Source organism: Portibacter marinus, assembly GCF_021533195.1.
Lineage (GTDB): Bacteria > Bacteroidota > Bacteroidia > Chitinophagales > Saprospiraceae > Portibacter > Portibacter marinus.
In genome coordinates this window covers 45962-66044 of record NZ_JAJNKB010000008.1, presented here as the reverse complement: position 1 = coordinate 66044, position 20083 = coordinate 45962, and the positions used below count along the sequence as shown (strand labels likewise).

The window sequence follows — 20083 nt, the reverse complement described above, 5'->3', positions numbered from 1 at the left end:
CAGCATTTAATAAATGTTGCGCAAAATTAACATTACTTTATGAACTACATATTAAGAAAATTGTAATTTTTGCGCAAGTGTGAAATCTTACTTAATGACGTCAATGAAGAAAATGATTACCATAGTGCTGTTTTTTTACTGTTTCATCGCAATGGGGCAGGATAAACAGTACAAGATTTCAACGATTGGCTTTTATAATCTTGAGAACTTATTTGATATCAAAGATGATGATGAGGTAAGAGATTCGGAATTCACACCTGAGGGCTCGAAGAATTGGACATTTGAAAAATATCATGAAAAGTTAGAACATTTATCACATGTCATTCAAGACCTCGGGACAGATGAAAATAATGACGGAGTAGCCATTTTAGGAGTTTCAGAAGTCGAAAATCGTGGAGTGCTGGAGGATTTGGTCCTTCAGAAGGCAATAAAAGATAGAAATTACAAAATCATTCATGAAGACTCTCCCGATAAAAGGGGAATAGATGTTGCTTTGTTATATCAGGCAGAAAAATTTCAACCCATTTCTTACAAATATCATACGCTGCATTTGCAGAGAGATGGTGAAAGAGTTTACACCAGAGACGTTCTTCACGTACACGGAAATTTGGATGGTGAAGATATACATTTACTGGTGAACCATTGGCCGTCGAGAAGTGGTGGCGAGAAGAAATCCAGGCCTGGACGAAATGCGGCAGCTAAATTAAACAAGGAAATTTGTGATTCACTACAGCAAGTTTCTCCCAAGGCCAAAATATTAATAATGGGCGATCTGAATGACGACCCTATAAGCCCAAGTCTTAAAAGTATACTAAAGGCCAGACAGCATGTTTCTAATACCCCAAAGAATGGATTTTATAATCCAATGTGGGCGTTTTATAAAAAAGGAATTGGTTCTAACGCTTATCGGGACGCCTGGTCTTTATTTGATCAAATTATTGTAAGTGAAACCTTATTGGATCGCATGCAGGAAGGTTTCTTTTACTATAGAGCCGGTATCCATAATAAAAATGAATTGGTGCAGACCTTTGGTCAGTACAAAGGATATCCTTTTCGAACATTTTCTGGTGACACTTACATCGCGGGTTATTCGGATCATTTTGCTGTTTATGTTCATCTACTAAAAACTGTCTATTGATTGGATCCGGACCTTTGGCTTTAAGTTCAGAACATCAGGAGGCACTTGATCTGATGGAGCACGGCGGCGATCATTTATTTGTTACCGGACGAGCGGGAACAGGCAAATCCACCTTACTCCAATTATTCGCCAAAACCACAAGTAAGAAACATGTAGTCCTGGCACCCACTGGAATTGCTGCGCTGAATGTAGGTGGCCAAACCATACATTCTTTCTTCGGTTTCCCTCCAAAATTGCTCATGAGAGAAGATATTCAAAGGCGCAAAAACTACCGTATGTTTTTAAATATCGAAGTGATCATCATAGATGAAATCTCGATGGTGAGAGCGGACATGATGGACAATATCGACTGGTTTCTAAGAGTCAATCGAGGAACAAATGTTCCGTTTGGTGGGGTTCGCATGATATTGTTTGGTGATTTATTTCAGTTGCCTCCAGTAGTGGGTAATAAAATGGAAGCTCAATATCTCGTGGAAAGGTATGATTCACCTTATTTCTTTTCTGCCTTAGTATGGCGCAATGAAGCCCATTTTGAAATGATAGAACTACAAGAAGTATATCGTCAAGATGAAAGGCACTTTATTAACATTTTAGATAGTATTCGTACCAATGAGGTTGATGAATATGTCATTATGGACTTAAATGAAAGACATTCCGAATCAATAGAAGAAAATGAATTTATTATTACCCTAAGTAGCAGAAATGCCATTGTTAATGAAATCAATATAAGACACCTGTCTGAATTATTCGATGAAGAATATACTTACCTTGCCAGTGTGTCAGGAAACTTCCCACCTTCTTCCTATCCGGCTGAATTGGCATTGAAGCTTAAAAAAGGAACACAAGTTATGTTTGTGAAGAACGATCCCGAAAAAAGATTTGTAAATGGCACTTTAGGAATAGTCAAAGCACTGAGTCACGAGGAAATAATTGTTGAGATTGTGGGTGATGATGGCATGGAGTCCGAAATCAAGGTTCCAAAATTAGTTTGGGAAATACAAAAGTATCGTCACGAAGAAAACCAGATCAAATCTGAAGTGGTGGGCTCTTTTGAGCAGTATCCTCTTAAGATGGCATGGGCGATTACTATCCACAAGAGCCAGGGCAAGACTTTTGACAATGTGATTATTGATGTAGGGACAGGTTCTTTCGAATATGGCCAAACCTACGTTGCACTTTCAAGATGCAGATCTCTGGAGGGTATTCAGCTTAAGCGAAAGATCAGACCTCGGGATATTTTCGTTGACGAGAAAATTGTTGATTTCTACCAACAAAAGAAACGGGGCTAGTATCCTTTAATCAAATTGATGATATTGTATACGAACATTACGATGATAGTAATGAGCGCCAGAAAGGTAAGAACAGATACATTATTAAAATTTAGTGGCACCTTAAATTTCGGAGTTTCTGCCTCCGGATGATCTCTTCTATATAGAATCAATCCCAGGTTGACCATTCCGAAGACGATGAAAATGAAGATATTGCTCATGCTGGCAACCACTTCAAGATTCCCTATCAATCCAAAGCCAATTGCTAAGATACTAATAGAAATGATGGCATAATTCGGCGTATTACCAATACCGGAAAGCGTGGTAAATCTCTTTAGCCAACTTATATCACTATCTCTGGCCACGTCATAAAGCAACCTTGAAGTACCCAGAATATTGCTAAGTATTGTTTTGCTGGTCGCGAAGAGCGCTACAATCACTAAAATCGTAGCTCCGATAGCCCCCCACTGCGACTCAATCACTGCTGCCAAAGGACCATTAGAACTCGAAAGTTCTTCCCAACCCAAGGTACTTACACTGCAAATGGCAATTAAGACATAAAACACCATAACGATGACACCGCTCAAAATGATTGCCCACGGCATATTAACACGGGGATTTTTGGTTTCTTCTGCCATTTTGACAAGGTCTTCAAAGCCTATATAACTGAAAAATATAAGGGCGGCTCCGGCGATGATGCCATTGACACCTTTCGAATTCATCTCCAGCAGGTTCTTACTTCCTATATCAGGAATTGAAAAAGCAATAACCAAAATTAATCCAGCTAGCGTAACAATCGTAGCGAACATATTAAAGTAAGAAGAGTACTTGGAGCCGACAATATTAAAAAAAGCCATTAAGGCTACAACTCCAATGACCACGATCCAACTGGGAGTTTCTATAAGCCTGCTAAAATATTCTGCAAAGCTAATGGCAATCGCGGCAGCTGCTACGAAACCAGTGAATGTCATAAAAATGGACATGTAAAGCGCTGTTTTCTTACCAAAACTTTGCTTGATATATTCAAAGCTCCCACCGGCATCGGGAAAACGGCTTACAAATTCTGCGTAACTTAAACCAGTGAGCAATGCTACCAATGAAGCAATGACGAAACTAAGCCAGAGCATATTTCCACCATGAGTTGCTGCCTTTCCTATGATGGCGTAGATCCCTGCGCCTATGATACCTCCTACACCAAACATTAGTACGTCCCAAAAGCCAAGCGACTTTTTCAATTCCTTTTTACCCATATCATTCTTTTGCTTTGATAAAAATCGGACCATCACTTTACGTGAGATGTTCGAAAGGCAAAAACTATTGCCAGACAGATTTCATCTAATAACAGCAGTTTATTATATTGCTACAAATTCTTAAGGTATGTCTAGAGGAAAGCAACAAAGAAAGAAATTGAGAGACAAAAAAGAGCAGAGAAAATTTTTCGTTGTGTCTATTGTGGTGACTGCGGTAATCATTTTTTTGCTCTATCTTATGTACAGAGCTTCGTTGTAAGTCAAATCCATCATTGAATGAAATTAAACCTGGATATTAAGGCACCCAGCAGCCAGGAATGGATTAATGCTGTCATGTCAGATTTTGATTCGTTTTTGCAAGATCATTTAGATTGTGAGCGAAAAGCTTCATCCATGGCCATGAGTTTTGTGGCAAAATATCCTGACAGAAAGGAGATTATTCCAGATTTAATCGAGACAGGAATTGAAGAACTTGAACACTTCCAGCAAGTTTATCTATTAATGGAAAAGAGAGGAATACCTTTACCACACAGCATGGGTGAGGATCCCTATGTAAAAGCTTTGATTAAAAAATGTCACTCTGGCAGAGAGGAACGCTTTCTCGATCGACTTTTAATTGCTTCTATTGTGGAAACTCGCGGTGCCGAACGCTTCAAAATGGTTGCAGATGCTCTTGAAGATCCGGAACTTAAAAAGTTTTATAAGATGCTGTGGACTTCAGAAGCCAAACATGGTCATATCTTCGTTAAAATGGCTTTAAACTACTTTTCGAAAGATCAAGTATACCAGAGATTAGAGTGGTGGGTGGATCAAGAGCAGGAAATTCTTGATGGGCTTGAGATCAGAGCCGCACTTCATTAGCTTGTTTTTTATCGACCTTTCGGAGAACACTTAAGCTTATTTCATTCACACCATAATAGGATTCTCCAAGTTGCTCAAAGTAATGATCCAATGCAAAATCCAATTTCACATCTTGATACAAAGTGTCTCTTAAAAAATGCAGCGCTTTCATGAATTTAAACGCATCGAAATATTGAAAGTATCTTTTGATGAATGCTTCTTGAGAAGAGGTGTTTTTGTTAATCTCTTCCATCTTTGCTTTAAATTTAATTCGTTCTAAAAAAGGAGTGATCCGGTCATCATTTATATTGGTATTAGCATCTTCACTAAATCTGCCTACTCGATTAAAATAAGGTTGCAGAATTGTGAAACTTGATGGGTGATAAGTCATTATTTCATTTCCAGCTTCCCCCTCTCCTACTGCCTTTCCCGTTCCGAAAGGCACACGATCCGAAATTCTGCCTTCTGGGTAAACAGTGCAAGCAGACAATTCACCACAGGTGCCATTCTTTATAAATTTGTGAAGGAAGTAAAAATCTTCTCCGGCTCTTCTGGTATTCATGCCACCAAGAGCTGCATAGGCTTGGGTTCGCACTGCCATCGCACTTCCTACCGTTTGAAATGCAAAAGGGCAGCCGATCAACTTTTGCATACCAATGAAATACCTCAAGTGTAATTCATAATTGATGATCGAAGGATTGCTCAGTTCATGCTCAATATGAATTGATGCTGCGTTCAGATGAGGATTGATTTCAAAATATTGAATAATGGACTCAAAGTAATTTTTTGAGACCGTACAATCAGCATCCAAATTGACAATGACGCCCTCTTTTTGAAGTGTCTGAAATCTTAATAGAGCCTCATCCATCAATACTTTTCTGGCCAAGCCTACTCCACTCTTCTTGGAAGGTAAATCCAGGTTTTTAAGTATATGAAATTGCAATGCTTCGGTACTATTATTTTTAGCAAATGTTAAGCTTTGTGAATAGGCTGAGTCATTGTCACGCCTTACCTCCCTCGTATCTGATGAAGAACCATTGATATAAATAAGAACTTCTATCTTACCATTCCGGATAGAGCAAGCTGATAAAGATTCTAACGTTTTAATAATGTTAGGTTCCTTATATGCCGGTATGACCACAATTAATTCTAAATCGACCGAAGGAGATTCCGTAATCAGCCCCTGTGTCTTGCCCTGCTTTTTTAGATATTGTTTAATTATTTCCATTCAACTACATTTACACTTCCTGACATGACAAATGTACTTATAGAAATACAATATTTTCCTCCCATCGCCTATTTCGCTTTGATGGAATCCTATGATATCTTCACCATAGATCAACATGAGCATTATCAGAAAGGTGGTTATCGCAATCGCATGTATGTACTAAGTCCTCAAGGTCCACTTGCGCTAAGTGTCCCCTTAAAAAGTGGTAAAAACAGTCAGATGCCTATTAGAGAGGTTGCTATAGATCATTCAGAAAATTGGCAGGTGAATCATATTCGCTCCATCAAAACATGTTATGGTAAATCGCCCTACTTTGAATACTATTTTCATTTGTTCGAACCAATTTTTGAAAAATCATATCAATATCTATTTGATCTAAATTTGGATATCATTGATAAGTGTCAAGAAGTTTTGGAATTGAAAGCAGACATTAAATTGTCGTCTCAATTTTTAGAAAATGAGACGTTTAAAATAGACATAAGAAGAGGAGCGCTGAGCCCTAAAAAGAAACATCAGCAGAAAATTGAGCAACAATATAATTTTCCAATTTACGACCAGGTATTTTCAGATGAACGACCATTTGCACCTAATTTAAGTATCTTAGATTTGATATTTTGTTTGGGTCCTGAAGCCAGGTTATATCTAGCCTCAACGATAAATAAGAAATGAAAGAATACATAGATCAAAAAGCAACCGCTTTCAAGAATCAGCTGCAAGAAGTATTTCATGCCTTGAATCAAATAGTGGAAGAGATTAATAATGAGGAGTTAGAGCAAACAGCCAGGGAGGTTTCAAGAAGTATTCACGAACCTTTTATGTTTGTGATAGTGGGTGAAGTCAAAGCCGGTAAGAGCAGTTTTATCAATGCTTTATTGGAATCGCAGAAAGACATTTGCAAGGTAGCTCCATCACCTATGACCGACACGATCCAGCAGATTACTTATGGAGAAGAAAGAGTCGAAATGATCAATCCATTCCTGAAAAAGATCTACCAGCCTGTTGAGATACTTAAAGAAATAAGCATCGTTGATACACCTGGCACCAATACCATCGTAGATCATCATCAGGAAATAACAGAGCGTTTTATACCGTCCTCAGATTTGATCGTTTTTGTATTTGAGGCCAAAAACCCTTACCGACAGTCCTCCTGGGAATTTTTTGATTTCATCAATGAAGAATGGCATAAAAAAGTCATTTTTATTCTCCAACAGAAAGATCTTTTGCCTGAAGAAGATCTACTCATCAATTCAAATGGTGTTAAGGTTCAAGCTGAAAAGAAAGGCATGGCAAACCCTAAAGTTTTTGCCGTAAGTGCCAAACAGGAGCAAGAAGGTCAAAAAGATATATCAGGATTTCAAGTTCTGAGAAAATATCTTGAGGATAATGTTACTGGAGGAAAAACGCCTTATCTGAAATTACTCAGTTCTATTAATTCAGGCCAACAAATATTATCAAGAATTTCAGCAGGAATCCAGGATCGGCGCAAACAATATGAATTAGATAAAGCCTTTAGACAGGAAATCAGGGAAACACTTGATCAGCAAGAACAAAAGTCTGTAAAACAGGTGGATAACTTGGTGGAAAACCTACTCAATGCCTATGATCGAGTGACTTTAACCAAACTGAATGAATTGAGTGACGGACTTTCTTTTGTGCCTATGGTTAAAAGGTCTTTTACTTCAATGGTGGGAAGTTCAAAATCAGTTAAAGATTGGCTAGCCGAGCTTCAAAATGAACTTGAAAAAGGGCTGAATAAACATTTAAAAGATAAGCTTCAGGAAGGTGTGGTGGATATAGCGGACAGTATTCAAAACATGGCCAAGATTGTAGATCTGAAAATAAAGAACAGTACTACTGTCCTTAAAGATAATCATGAAATTTTCAGTGATATAGCGGAGCGTCGTGCGAATGTTCTTAAAGATCTGCAGGAAACATTTTCTTCATTTCTAAGCCGTTCAGAGAATTATTATGATGACCAGATTATGGGCAATAGCAATATCACTCCTAATCTAGCTGCGGGAGGAGGAATCGCTGTGGTAGGTGTAATTTTAACCGCGGTAACCAACCTGGCAGTTTTCGACATCACTGGAGGGATATTAGCAGCCACTGGATTGATCTTCGCAGGCTTTTCACTGGGATTACGTAAGAAGAAAATTGTAAGGAGTGTCAGGGAAGAAATAGATAAAGGAAGAATTCGAATAGATGAAGAGATCAGTGAGAAACTGGCCAATTACATTGCCAGAATTAAGGAGAAAATAGATGAAAACTTTCAACGTTTTGATGACCTTATCGAAAAGGAAGGTAAAGCATTAGAAAGATTAAATGCAAAAGAGCAGGAATTAAAACTGCAAATGCAGAAATACGAAACGGAAATTACAGAAGTTTTGAACTCTGCTTAGAACTCTTCTCCTCCATCATAATCTCCTCCACCGTCACCTCTTTCACCTCTTCTGCCGCGCCTTCTGTCCTGATTGATCCTATAATTTAATGAAACAATAATACTTCTAGCCCTCCATTGAAATTCACTCTCAGAGAAGAATGTACCTACTACATCACCGTCTTCATAGAGATTGAATTCATTGATACTTTGTCTTTTTCTGGAATTCAATAAGTCTCTGACATTTAAAGCCAGGCTCAGATTTTTTTCAGGAAATTCTTTGCCAAAGCCTAAATCTATACTGGTGATACCCCTATTAAATCCTTGTGGTGTTCTTCTTGCACCTCTATGACCAACTCGTACCTGACTCTCAAAAGTCTTTGAAAACTTCAGTTTATTATTGAGTCTGGTAAACCACGTATATGCGTCTGCAGTAAAGTCATCTTGGATATTGGCACCATCGGTAATGGATCTGAAGGCATTTAAATTTCCACTCAGATCCCACCATTTTAAGATTTTATAATTTCCGGTAAATTCAAAACCAATGTCATCTTGCGTGAGCAGATTTTCAGGTCTCAGGATCGTTACCCCTTCATTGGTGACGGTCTGGACTCTATCAATTACATCTGTTGTATGACGATAATAAATAGAGGACGTCAGTGATCCTTTGCCAAAGTAATTAACGTACCCTAATTCATATGAATCTGTAAATTCAGGATTTAGATCTGGATTACCACTGAACTGATTTCTAGGATCACTGAAAGTAAAAAAGGGGTTTAAATCCCAAAACCTAGGTCTTCTGATTCTCCTGCTATAGCTAATTTGTAGTGAATTTTCTTCATTAACTTTATAGGATAGAAAAGCACTTGGAAAGAAATTAAAGTAATTCCTGGCGTTAGCGTCCTCATCTGAATCTAACAATTGGGTCTGAATGAAAGAGTATTCTGTTCGCAATCCTACCTGATAAGACCATCTTAGATATTCTTTTCCATAAATACCATAGGCTCCATTAATAAATTCATCATAATTGAAGTCATTCGATAAATTCGCTAATCTGACCCACTCATTCTCTATCTGCTCTTCGACTAAATAGCGATTAGAGATCAAGCGATAGGATGATTGTAATCCTACCTCAAACTTCCCATCATTCGGTAAAGGTCGGAGATAATCAGCTTTCAAATTTATTCTACGCTCAGTTTCATTGTTCGCAGATCGCTGAAAAAGATCATCATCACCACTGGGTTCCCCATTTGCATCAAAGAATTCCTGGACAAAATCTGAAGACTCAACTTCAGTATTATCCTGAAAGCGAAGATCGGCGATAAATTTATGATCTTTTCCGGCCAATTTCTTTTCATAAGTCAGCGCATATTCCGTATCATACTCATTTTCAGACTCATCATCACTTCTTTCAGAAATTCCTACAAGATTAGCTCTGGAATTCATAAAATCTTCATAGATCACACTGTTGTTGTTTCCTTCTCTTGATCTTCTGAAAGAAAAAGAGGAAGTAAGTATATTATTGGAATTAATAAAATAATCCATTCCGAGATTGAGGTTTCCTGAAATACCAGAACGGTTAATGGATCTGGTTGCATTGAATATTTCAGATGCTCGTCCATCATTATAAATTCTTTCCTGAAAGGTAAAACCACCCCCAGGACCAGTTCTGTATCTTGTTCCTAGAGAGGAAAACAGATTGATTTTATCTCTTCTGTAGTTTAAATTGAAAGCTGTACCTGCTGTGGCCGGATAGCCTCCGGTTACATCAATAGAACCGTTGAAACCCTTCTTCCTATCTTTTTTCAAGACGATATTAATGATTCCAGCCATACCCTCAGCTTCATATCTTGCGCTGGGGTTGGTGATGACCTCGATGGATTCAATCATGTTGGCTGGCAGGTTTCTAAGACCGTTACTATTGCCATCTCCCACCATCATACTAGGTTTTCCATCAACTAAAATTCTCACTCCACCACTACCTCGCAAAGATACATTGCCTTCAAGATCGACAGCAACCGACGGAACATTGTCCAGAATATCTTCAGCTGTTCCTCCTTTGTTGGTTAAATCTTTTCCCACATTGAAAACCTTTTTATCCAGGCTGAGTGAAACTTGTGAACGTTCTTCTGTGATGACAACTTCATCGAGTTGCTCGGAATCCAAACTGAGATTTATCGTGGGCACAATCACTACTTCCTCTGATGCAGAGACCTTAATGTCGTCCACGCGCCTTGGAGCGTAAGAGATAAATTCAATTTCTAAATAGTATTGGCCCGGAGGTGCTTCTATTTCAAATTTTCCATTAGAGTTGGTAATTGTACCTCCAGCTAATTCATCACTTTCTGCTTTGAAAAGGGAAAGTGTGGCAAATTCCAAAGGTATGTTGGATTCAGCATCGATAATCTTACCAGTAATTAATCCTGGTTCCTGAGTGCGACCACGTTGAGCATGAATGCTTAAACAAACAAAACTTAAAAGGAAAAATAATAAATATTTCTTCATTGGGTATATAGTATATGTCCATTAAGACACACCATACTCCAAATGGTTTAATTAAGTTCTTGCAAAAATTAATTCGACGATTCTCTGGAAACTATTTTCGAAGAAATGCAAGTCAGGTAAAACGATTTGTTCCAGTCTAAAATCTGCATAGCTAATATCCCCCATGTACTGTGAAATCATTATGGTGTTCTCTTCGCATAAGTTTAGATAGGTAAATGAGAAAACACTGATGATAGCAACTACTATAAACAGTACTGCTACACTTTTTCGCTTAAGTCTTCGTACAGGCATAATTAACGTTTCAATTGGGTTGTATTAATATAGATGCAAATTCTGTGAAAAGGTTGCACACTATAAGAACGGAGGTATGGAAAAAAAAGTTACACTTTTGATTACATATTTAAGAAATATTTAACGTTACCTGCGGAATTAATCAGGTCTATTGTGTAATCATTCCTACTTTTAGTGAAAATTTCCTCTGTTTTTCCTACTTCTACAATATTTCCTTCTTTCATGATGGCGATCCGGTGGCAGAAAAATTTAACCAATGATATGTCATGTGAAATGAAAATGACGGAGAACTGATGCAATGCCAAATCCATGAGTTTTATGAGGTCGTATTGGACCTGTAGATCAAGACCAGCAGTGACTTCGTCACAAATTAAAACTTTAGGTTGTTGCGCTAATCCACGGGCTAAATTGACCCTTTGTCTTTGCCCACCAGATAATTGTTGAATTTTTCGTTGCCCGATAGCTGCATCAAGCTTCACCATTTTTAAATAATCCAATGGCTCTTTATCTGAGTTTCTTAATCTAAGCACCTCATTTAGAATATCATCTACAGTAAGATCCGGGTCCATAGCATTGTAAGCATCCTGAAAAATATAAGCTATTTCAGATTTAGGAATATCAGTCCATTCCTTACCTGCTGTAAATGCTGAGATACCGGCTATACATCTACCTAAGGTAGACTTCCCACTACCCGACTCGCCTACGATACCTAATTTTTCCTTCCGGTGTAGAACTAAATCTACTGCATCGAAAGCCTTATTACCATTAGGAAATGACTTTGAGCCCTTATTTAATTCATAAATAATAGCATCCAATGTGTCACTTTTGAAGCGTTGTAAATGCCATGACCTTAAATGATCTATAAGCTTCCGAGAAATCGGATGCTCTGGTTCTTGAAAAAAAAACATTGTTTTCTGATCAGCCAGCTTTTCACCGCGATCTATGTGAATGATTCGATCCGCAATCTCAGAGACCATAATTAAATCATGCGAAATGATTAAAATGGTAATTCCTTCATTTAACTTGAGCTCTTGAAGTAACTTCACAAATTGGCTCTGTATCAGTTTATCAAGTGAGGCTGTGGGCTCATCTAAGATCAATAGTTTCGGTTCACAGCTTAAAGCCATGGCGATCATTACTCTTTGCAGTTCTCCACCTGACACTTCATGAGGATAGGAATTGTAAATTCTATTGGGGTCTGAAAGCTTAACCTTATCAAACAATGCCATGGTCTTTACTCTCGATGATTTCTTATTGACTGTAGTATTTCTAAGGATAACCCTTTCTACTTGTCTACCGCATTTTATGGTCGGATTTAAAGCCATCCCTGCATTCTGAAACACAATTGCAATATCGTTCGGAAATAAAGAATGAGTTATGCTGTTATTTTGATAAGAAGACTTGGTAACCGAAACAGTGGCTTTCTTAGGAGCCAGTCCAAGTGAAGCAAGCACAGTCAGTGTTTTGCCGCTACCCGTTTTGCCGATAATGGCCAAAGTCTCACCTTGTACGACATCAAAGCTTAAATTATTAATGACTTTCTTATTTTTGAAGTCAATTTTCAAACTTCCGATTTCCAAAACCTTACGTCCCTCTAAATCCTGCATTTATCTTAAATTAATACTAAAATTAAACAAACTACCTTATATTGATCGCTGCAAGACGAATGAACTAATTTTATGTCAGTATTAAAGATAACCGACCTCCATAAGAATTATGGGAAGATCGAAGCGTTGAAGGGATTAAACTTGGAGGTTGAAGCTGGGCAAGTCTACGGGATCTTAGGTCCTAATGGCAGTGGAAAGACGACGACTTTAGGGATCATCTTGGGAATATTAGAACAGACTTCAGGATCTTTTACCTGGTTTGCCGGTAAGTATGGAGATAATCCTAGAAGAAGGATAGGTGCCATCTTAGAAACACCAAATTTTTACCCTTATCTCGATGCTGTATCTAATCTAAAAATTGTCCAAAGAATTAAGAAGTCATGGGATGATGATCTGGACAGTCTGCTTCACAAGGTCAATCTTTTTGAGCGTAGACACAGCAGGTTTAGAACTTATTCCCTAGGCATGAAGCAAAGACTAGCCATTGCGGCCACCTTGATTGGCAACCCTGACGTGGTTATTTTTGATGAGCCTACTAACGGCCTTGATCCTCAAGGTATTGCAGAAGTTAGAATTACATTACAGGACATTGCTAACTCAGGAAAGACGGTCATCATGGCCAGCCATATTCTTGACGAAGTGGAAAAGATATGTACTCATGTAGCCATCATCAAACAAGGCAACCTGTTGGCTACGGGTTCTGTGGGCTCTATCTTAAGTTCCGATACTACTGTAGAGCTTGCGGTTAATGATATGAGCAAGTTAAAGGATATTCTTGCGCACATTCCTACCATTAAAAATATAGTCCAAAAAAATAATTTTGTTGAATGTACTGTAACAGATGAGAAAGATGTAGAAGGCATCATTCGGAAATGCATAGATAGTGGTTTACTTCCAACTCATATTGTGAAGCGTAAACGAAAATTGGAGGAAGAATTTCTTGAAATTACTAAAGAGACAGCTTAGATGTTAAACTATTTGAAACTGGAATACCAAAAGTTTGGGAAGAATACGGTGGTCACCATGTTATTATTTATGTATATGGCCTTTCTTCCTGCATTGATTTTTCTCGGCAAGACGGTACCAACCATTCCAGGTTTGATGGCTTCTAATAATCTATTCTTTGAATTTCCTACAGTCTGGCAATGGATGGGATATTCAGGAAATTGGTTGGTTTTCTTCTGCCTGGGATATGTTGCAGTTCATATTATCACTTCGGAGGTTTCTAACAAGACCTTTAGGCAAAGCATCATTAATGGCCAATCCAGAACTGAATTCTTTGTGGGAAAATGTGTAGCACTTCTTGCACTTTGCGTGGGAGCTACCATGTATTATGCCATCGTTACTAGCCTTATCGGACTTATTGCTACAGAGGCTCCGGATTTGCAAATGATTCTGGATGGAGGCCCTTATATATTACGGTTTTTTATAATGTGTCTAGGCTACTTAAGTTTTGCTATGCTTATAGGCTTGGTTATCAGAAGCTCGGGCATCGCCATTCTACTTTACTGGTCTTACGTACTATTTATCGAGCCTTTTATCAGATGGGTGGTGCATCGTGAAATAGCACTGGATGAATCGATCTTATACTATCCCATGAACATTGTAGAAGACCTTCTTCCGATGCCATTTTTTGAATTTGCCTCAGCAATACCAAGCGAGGTCAATTTTGATTTTTTAATTGACCCTAACCTCGCCATAGGACTAACCCTTGCACTCACAGCCATCTTTGTATCGCTGGCTTACTGGAACATGTTGGCCAAAGATATGTAGACCTTATTTAACTTTAATTTTAATGGACTTTGAGTAATCATTGAACTCAGGCGCATAATAGTTCTGAATTTCAGCAACTCCGCTATTATAGCTCCCTTTATTATTGATATACATATCATACTCGATCACATATCTTCCTTTTTGCACACTGTCCAAAAAGAAATGTGTCGCTAAATCTTTAACAGATTTATAATATCCAAGCCTGTTATCCCACATGTACCTGCTTTCACTTTCTATTGGTTCTGCTCCGGCTGGTCGTTCATCAGAAACATGTATAAACTGCATAGGTCTGTCTGTAGTAATAACCAATCGAACCCGAATGCGATCACCTAATTGCAAGTTATGATCTTCTATATTTTGTAATTCATTATTAATCCCCACTACGTAAATCTCCTTAGCTAGATCAAAGTATTCATTATCAGTGCTTTGAATGTCTTCATAATCCTGAAAAAACTGATAATGCACATTGGCCCAGGCTTTGTGATCATTTGAATTTTCAAACTCTATTTTGTGCATATCATTGATCAATGCAGGGTTTGAAAATTCTTTCTTCTGATAATTCAATCCGGCAATGGCGTTACTTTGCACTTTCTGACCATTGACCAACATGTCAATATTCTTGCCTTGCCCAAAAGAACTGCTGTTACCCAGTGTCAATGCGTAGATCGCTGAAGAAGTAGCAATACTGCTAGACCACGAATTGGTTCTCTTGTTAGAAATAAGCCAAAACTTCATTTCATCAATTTGCTTCTGATAAGTATCGTATTCATTAAACAATGCGATCATATGCGCCTGTAAACTGATATCCCATGAGCTGTAGACACCTCCCGGATTACTATTCCAAAATCTACCTAATTGTTCTTTGTAAAATGATTTCTCCAGCAAGGATGACACAATCTTTTTGCTCAGTGCTTTATCCTCCTTCAGGAATATCCTGGCGATAAAGTTTTGTGATTCCAGATCGTATTCGTACCAATCTTGCTTTAATTTGGATTTAGCTTGATTGACCAGTCGTACATAACTACCATCTACTTTCTCTGTCATTCTGGTGTTGATCCATATGTTTCTAATCAAGGATAGTGATATTCTATTACTAAGATCATCATGATCTTCAATAATAGCTGAAGCCAGATAACGAAACAATTTGGATTTGATGGATGGACTGAATCCTTGAATTCCCAAATCTTCTAATTTGATGATGCCTTCTAAAATATACTGGCTGATATAAAAATTAGGTCTTCCACCTTCGAACCATGGAAATGCACCGTTGCCAAGCTGCATGGCTTCCAATTTCCTAACGGCATTATTCAATTCATTGTTGATCAACTCACTGTCGAAAAGTTCTGCTAATTTTCGCAATGTCTCTTCTTCACTTATTGCCGATTGCAACCATGGTGTGGATGACAAGTCTACTTTTTTTAAGGCCGCATTTAAGCTCAATGAAGACAGCGTATCACCTGATGCTTTCCACTGTTTGTAAAATTGCTCAACTAATGGATTTTCTTTCAAAATTTTGAGTGCAAGTGCATTGGCAAAGTACCTATTAAAGATGGCTTCTGCGTTCTCTGACTCCTGTTCCATTAAGTAAGGCAATGATCTCATTGCGTACCAGGCTGGGCTACCAGTCGATTCTATCATCAACGAACTACTCCTATTGTTTCCTGATTTCATTTCAGTAAAATCAACTTCTCCATTTGATTTTGCATCTAGCAATATCGTTTTCGAATCGATTAAAAACTTTTCACCGGGCATGACTGGCACGATATGTTGTTCAGCATCCTCATGACGCTCTCCCACTACCGAATAGACCAGTTTGATTAAGCCAGGTCTGACAGGCACTTTCAAACTCCAGAAAACTTCCTTTTGCTGATCCGATTCTATTGATATTTGATATTTTTCTAAACCAAAATCAAGTACCTCTTGGCTTACTTCGTCATAAACTTTCAACGCTGCGATTACTTTTTGAGTGTTCTCGCTGAGGTTATTGATTTTCGCAGACAATTGTATTTGATCCCCTGATCTTAAAAATCTGGGTTGATTAGCCTGAATCATCAGTTCTTTGCGGGTCACAATCTCTTCAGATTGAAATCCGTACTTTAAATCTCTCGTAAAAGCAAAGTTTTGTAACTTCCACTTAGTCAGTGCCTCATTATTCACAAACTCTAACTTTACCTCGCCATCTGAATTACTTTGCAATGCTGGCTTAAAGAAAACCATTTCAGCAAGATTTGTTCGCACTTGAGAAACAGGCGGTGGTGGAGGTGGAGCGCTTGCTACCATGGCGCTATTTGCTGATTCTGTGCTTGCTTCATCCTCTACTACCGCTCCTTGCATTTTCATTATACTTCCACTCTCGGCCATTTCTCGATAAATGAAAGCATTGAATTGCTGTGGAATGTATTTAAAATCAGGCAATCTCAGCCAGGGAATCATTTGCTGGTTAACTTGATTCCATTGATAATTTCTGGTATACAAGAATTGGTTGCCATACCCGGAGTTTGAAAAGTACGGTGTACCTGTCCTACTGGGATATGGACTCCAACTCCATTCATGCTCAGCCAGTTGATCCAAAGAAGCATCATACATGGATGATAAAAATTGGGCCTGGACTGGATTACCATCAATGTCTGTTATTACAAACATCCAGCTTTCTTTACTCCCGGGCTCAGCAACATATCGAATAGACTTAGGTTTGATGTTTAATTTCTTATGACGGTAAGGAACCACTACGTCAACCACTTTTTCAAAGATCCTATTTTGATAATAAGCACGAACCTGGAAACTAAAGCCTCCATAATCCTTTGATGTGATCGGAATATCTTTTACATAGGTTTCACCGAGATTAACCCATTGCTCAAACTCTAAATTACTGTCTTGATACCTTAGAATTTGAACCTGGATATCCTTCTTACTCGATCCCACTTTCAATTCAAACTGATCACCTGGTTGATATTGATCTTCTGGATTGACAACGTAAATTAATTCTTCATCTGCGAATGCTCCCTCTTCAAAATCGATGATGTCTATATAATCTTCAATCTCCTGACTGCCTTTGGCATTTAAAACAAGTCTATAGTCTCCCGTTCCTAACCTCTCCCTTAGTTCGATCATCATACTATCCTTCACAGTAAGCGTTTCGCTCAGAATCCTTTCACTGTAGTACCTATCTTTTTCAAAAATCCTATAACCTAAAGATGCTATTTCATTTTCATCTATCGTATCTGGGAATTCCCAATATCGATCGATGAAAAATTGATCTGTATTTCTACTATAGACATCTATCCTTACATCAGCCGTAATCGGCTGATTGTCAGAATTGACAGTCTGTATGAGCAAAGCCCCTTCATCCTTTTTTTCATACTTAATAAAAATAGATTGCTCTGAAATATTGAAGTCTTTCATTGCAAATTGAGTTTCACCTGTGCCATCTGTCACTTCTATCTCCACGGTGTAGTTGTAGTTAGAGACTTCTTCCCGGTTCTCGGGTGTTTCTGCAGTAAAAGTAAAGTCAAATGAACCATCCAGCTCACTTTCAGTAGTACCTGACTCAATAAGAATGGGTTCACTTATTGGATATAATCTATTGTATCGCGAATAAAAATAAGGGATCCAGGATTTACGATATACCTTATATACCACCTTAGCATTAGATACGGGGACTCCAGTATATGAATTTATGGTACCCTTTACTTCCACTTTTTCTCCCAGTCTCAAAAGCTGGTCAACTTCATCAACTTCAACTAAAAACTTTGGCCTCTTGTATTCTTCTACTCTTACATTTTTGTAGGCGTTAACCCGCTGTCCGTTCTCAGCTAAACGAATGCTGAGGTTTCCACTTTGTATACTTTTTGGTATATCAAAAGAACCATGAAAAGCGCCAAACTCATCACTTTTAAGTTCTTGAGTCCCAATTTCATTTCCAAAAGTGTCGAAAAACCTAAGACTTAATCCTGCATTCTTTACAGGTTTAGGATCTACGGATTTTTTTGCATTTTCATAATAGAGCCCATGAAAATGTAGAGTTTGACCAGGACGATAGATGGCTCTATCAGTCAAAATATTGGCATTTCTATGTGAAGAATTTCTGTCTGGATTATGATAGACACCGTCTTTTTGCATATAAAAGTCACTCCCATACTCAACATAAGGAAGAAAGCTTTTATTAGGGTCGGGCTGATATGAAAATCTTGGATTCCCTACACCTTCAAATCGGGTCACAAACTTTGTTTGTCCACTTTTATAATCACGTTCCAAGACTTTAAAGTTGGCATTGCTGATTTGCTTTCCAGTTTGCCGATCTATCGCTTCTAAAATCATCATTCCCTTAGCATGATCATAAAAATGATTAATCGTTAAACTACTGACTAAAAAATTACCGGTGAATAAAGGCGCATTTTTGCTTTTTTCTTCGAAATCTGGGATGGTATTGACTGCTATTCCATAAAATCCAGCCTTTAATGGTGGCAATACGGTTTCAGAGGATAAATCTACATATGGGAATGGAGAAACAGGTAAAACCAATTCTGATTCATGTACTACAGGTTTGTTCTTAAATGGGAACTCCCTTTCTCTACCCTCTTCCAGATAGTCTTGTTGAGACAACTGATATATTTTGTAGTAAATCTTATCAACATTTCTTGTATTCAAGTACATTAATATAGCTTGTTCTGGAAGATTAACCTGTTCGGTTGAAATTCTAAGTTCAGGAGCCTTTAATCGTGCTATTTGTACTTGTGCGTTATTCATGTAAATGCTATCCCCTACCTGAGACACGGACTCTAGAAGTTCCATACTTCTCACCCTCAGAGATGAAATTCTCGTTCGGTCTTCCTGGTTTTTTCTAGCGTCAGTAATCAATTGAAGTGCTACATGATAATCAATGATGTATTCAAATTTTGCAGGATATTCAGATCTTAACTCCTGGACAGCATCTTCAAAATACATTCTTTTTTGTACCTCGGTTTCCAAAGCCAGCTTGTCTTGATCATTTCGCTTCAGTTTTGAAATCAGTTGATTGTACTCTTGATGAATAACCTGACTAATTTCCCTCTCACCCAGTAGTTGCTTATATACGTTGGACTGCAGCAATCTAATCTTCTCGGACATGTAAAAATCCCACAGACTAGTGGATTCATTATAGTTCTTATCTACAAAAAATTGATTGATATCGCGAGTCTTGATTTGCTTCGTCTTATCAATCAATGCGGCATCGAAGTGCTTTTTGATCAATTCACTGTAATCTTGAGCCGATTTCTCTTCATCACCGTTCATATCGTCGGGAATGATATCGCTATTAGAATTCCAATAATTATGATAGATTAAAGCCAGGGCATAGTGAAAAATGGATTGGGAAATGGGTTCTTGTGCAATCGATAGTTGATTTTGCAAATAATCCAGTTGATATTCCATAAAATCTTCCTGATCGAGGTTCTTCAAGTTGATTCTTTGCAAAACAGCTTGAGTTGCTACAATTTCGTCACCATTATCGCGAGCCATTTCAATAAGATCCTCTGTTTCTGAAATAGCTTTATCGGGAAATCCTTTCTCTATATGCTCATTGATAGCGTTCCATTGCGCTGAATAGTCTCTGGATGTCTGTATGTTCAATTCCTTTTGCGTTTTACATGAAAACATGCTTAAAAGCAGCATGCATATAATCCCTAATTTTCTCATTCGTATTTATATTAACTCTGGTTTTATCAAGCTTTAGACTCGACATAAATCCGGTTATTTAAATGTATTACTACAACACTGGGATGCATGTTTGGGATAAATTACATAATCAATCCTAATTTTAGCAATCAGA

The 20083-nt window shown here is 38.0% G+C and carries 13 protein-coding genes; 7 read left to right on the top strand and 6 right to left on the bottom strand.

The window, feature by feature from the left end; all coding sequences use genetic code 11:
* Window positions 1-103: 103 nt before the first annotated feature.
* Together L2567_RS16395 and L2567_RS16390 are read left to right on the top strand one after the other, a co-directional pair.
* A complete protein-coding gene (locus L2567_RS16395; RefSeq protein WP_235298892.1) occupies window positions 104-1138 on the top strand; it encodes an endonuclease/exonuclease/phosphatase family protein in 1035 nt (344 codons plus the stop codon).
* The gene (locus tag L2567_RS16390) at window positions 1135-2427 is read left to right on the top strand and encodes an ATP-dependent DNA helicase (RefSeq protein WP_235298891.1); all 1293 of its coding nucleotides are present in this window, start codon (window positions 1135-1137) and stop codon (window positions 2425-2427) included. The genes L2567_RS16395 and L2567_RS16390 overlap by 4 nt, the downstream gene beginning before the upstream one ends.
* Here the strand turns inward: L2567_RS16390 and L2567_RS16385 are convergent.
* Window positions 2424-3656 (bottom strand): APC family permease, encoded by a 1233-nt coding sequence (locus L2567_RS16385; protein ID WP_235298890.1) that lies wholly within the window; start codon window positions 3654-3656, stop codon window positions 2424-2426. The genes L2567_RS16390 and L2567_RS16385 overlap by 4 nt on opposite strands.
* A 276-nt stretch (window positions 3657-3932) precedes the next feature.
* Between L2567_RS16385 and miaE the strand changes: the two genes are divergently transcribed.
* A complete protein-coding gene (miaE, locus tag L2567_RS16380; protein WP_235298889.1) occupies window positions 3933-4517 on the top strand; it encodes a tRNA-(ms[2]io[6]A)-hydroxylase in 585 nt (194 codons plus the stop codon).
* Here miaE and L2567_RS16375 read toward each other — a convergent pair.
* Window positions 4498-5724: a glycosyltransferase gene (locus L2567_RS16375; RefSeq protein WP_235298888.1), complete on the bottom strand. Its 1227-nt coding sequence runs from the start codon at window positions 5722-5724 to the stop codon at window positions 4498-4500. The genes miaE and L2567_RS16375 overlap by 20 nt on opposite strands.
* 24 nt (window positions 5725-5748) lie before the next feature.
* Here L2567_RS16375 and L2567_RS16370 point away from each other — a divergent pair, with 24 nt between their 5' ends.
* Both L2567_RS16370 and L2567_RS16365 read left to right on the top strand, forming a co-directional pair.
* Window positions 5749-6393 (top strand): WbqC family protein, encoded by a 645-nt coding sequence (locus L2567_RS16370; RefSeq protein ID WP_235298887.1) that lies wholly within the window; start codon window positions 5749-5751, stop codon window positions 6391-6393.
* Window positions 6390-8123, top strand: a complete 1734-nt coding sequence (locus tag L2567_RS16365) for a dynamin family protein (RefSeq protein WP_235298886.1) — start codon at window positions 6390-6392, stop codon at window positions 8121-8123. Before L2567_RS16370 ends, L2567_RS16365 begins: the two co-directional genes overlap by 4 nt.
* On the opposite strand, the gene L2567_RS16360 is transcribed toward L2567_RS16365, so the two are convergent.
* The 3 genes from L2567_RS16360 to L2567_RS16350 all read right to left on the bottom strand — a co-directional run bounded on the left by L2567_RS16360 (window position 8120) and on the right by L2567_RS16350 (window position 12504).
* On the bottom strand, window positions 8120-10606 hold the full coding sequence (locus L2567_RS16360; RefSeq protein WP_235298885.1) for a TonB-dependent receptor domain-containing protein: 2487 nt from the start codon (window positions 10604-10606) through the stop codon (window positions 8120-8122). The genes L2567_RS16365 and L2567_RS16360 overlap by 4 nt on opposite strands.
* A gap of 51 nt (window positions 10607-10657) precedes the next feature.
* On the bottom strand, window positions 10658-10897 hold the full coding sequence (locus tag L2567_RS16355; protein ID WP_235298884.1) for a hypothetical protein: 240 nt from the start codon (window positions 10895-10897) through the stop codon (window positions 10658-10660).
* Window positions 10898-10998: 101 nt separating this feature from the next.
* Complete coding sequence (locus L2567_RS16350) at window positions 10999-12504, bottom strand: ABC transporter ATP-binding protein (RefSeq protein ID WP_235298883.1); 1506 nt, start codon at window positions 12502-12504, stop codon at window positions 10999-11001.
* 72 nt (window positions 12505-12576) lie between these two features.
* Between L2567_RS16350 and L2567_RS16345 the strand changes: the two genes are divergently transcribed.
* Window positions 12577-13470, top strand: a complete 894-nt coding sequence (locus L2567_RS16345; RefSeq protein ID WP_235298882.1) for an ABC transporter ATP-binding protein — start codon at window positions 12577-12579, stop codon at window positions 13468-13470.
* Entirely contained in the window at window positions 13471-14277 is an 807-nt protein-coding gene (locus L2567_RS16340) for a histidine kinase (RefSeq protein WP_235298881.1), read from the top strand. It begins immediately after the preceding gene.
* Window positions 14278-14280: 3 nt separating this feature from the next.
* Here the strand turns inward: L2567_RS16340 and L2567_RS16335 are convergent, their stop codons facing one another.
* On the bottom strand, window positions 14281-19950 hold the full coding sequence (locus L2567_RS16335; RefSeq protein ID WP_235298880.1) for an alpha-2-macroglobulin family protein: 5670 nt from the start codon (window positions 19948-19950) through the stop codon (window positions 14281-14283).
* Between the last annotated feature and the right edge of the window lie 133 nt (window positions 19951-20083).

Excerpts from the sequence above, each read along its gene's own strand:
- L2567_RS16395 (WP_235298892.1), top strand. The coding sequence starts at position 104 with ATGAAGAAAATGATTACCATAGTGCTGTTTTTTTACTGTTTCATCGCA.
- L2567_RS16385 (WP_235298890.1), bottom strand. The coding sequence starts at position 3,656 with ATGGGTAAAAAGGAATTGAAAAAGTCGCTTGGCTTTTGGGACGTACTA.
- miaE (WP_235298889.1), top strand. The coding sequence starts at position 3,933 with ATGAAATTAAACCTGGATATTAAGGCACCCAGCAGCCAGGAATGGATT.
- L2567_RS16375 (WP_235298888.1), bottom strand. The coding sequence starts at position 5,724 with ATGGAAATAATTAAACAATATCTAAAAAAGCAGGGCAAGACACAGGGG.
- L2567_RS16370 (WP_235298887.1), top strand. The coding sequence starts at position 5,749 with ATGACAAATGTACTTATAGAAATACAATATTTTCCTCCCATCGCCTAT.
- L2567_RS16365 (WP_235298886.1), top strand. The coding sequence starts at position 6,390 with ATGAAAGAATACATAGATCAAAAAGCAACCGCTTTCAAGAATCAGCTG.
- L2567_RS16360 (WP_235298885.1), bottom strand. The coding sequence starts at position 10,606 with ATGAAGAAATATTTATTATTTTTCCTTTTAAGTTTTGTTTGTTTAAGC.
- L2567_RS16355 (WP_235298884.1), bottom strand. The coding sequence starts at position 10,897 with ATGCCTGTACGAAGACTTAAGCGAAAAAGTGTAGCAGTACTGTTTATA.
- L2567_RS16350 (WP_235298883.1), bottom strand. The coding sequence starts at position 12,504 with ATGCAGGATTTAGAGGGACGTAAGGTTTTGGAAATCGGAAGTTTGAAA.
- L2567_RS16345 (WP_235298882.1), top strand. The coding sequence starts at position 12,577 with ATGTCAGTATTAAAGATAACCGACCTCCATAAGAATTATGGGAAGATC.
- L2567_RS16340 (WP_235298881.1), top strand. The coding sequence starts at position 13,471 with ATGTTAAACTATTTGAAACTGGAATACCAAAAGTTTGGGAAGAATACG.
- L2567_RS16335 (WP_235298880.1), bottom strand. The coding sequence starts at position 19,950 with ATGAGAAAATTAGGGATTATATGCATGCTGCTTTTAAGCATGTTTTCA.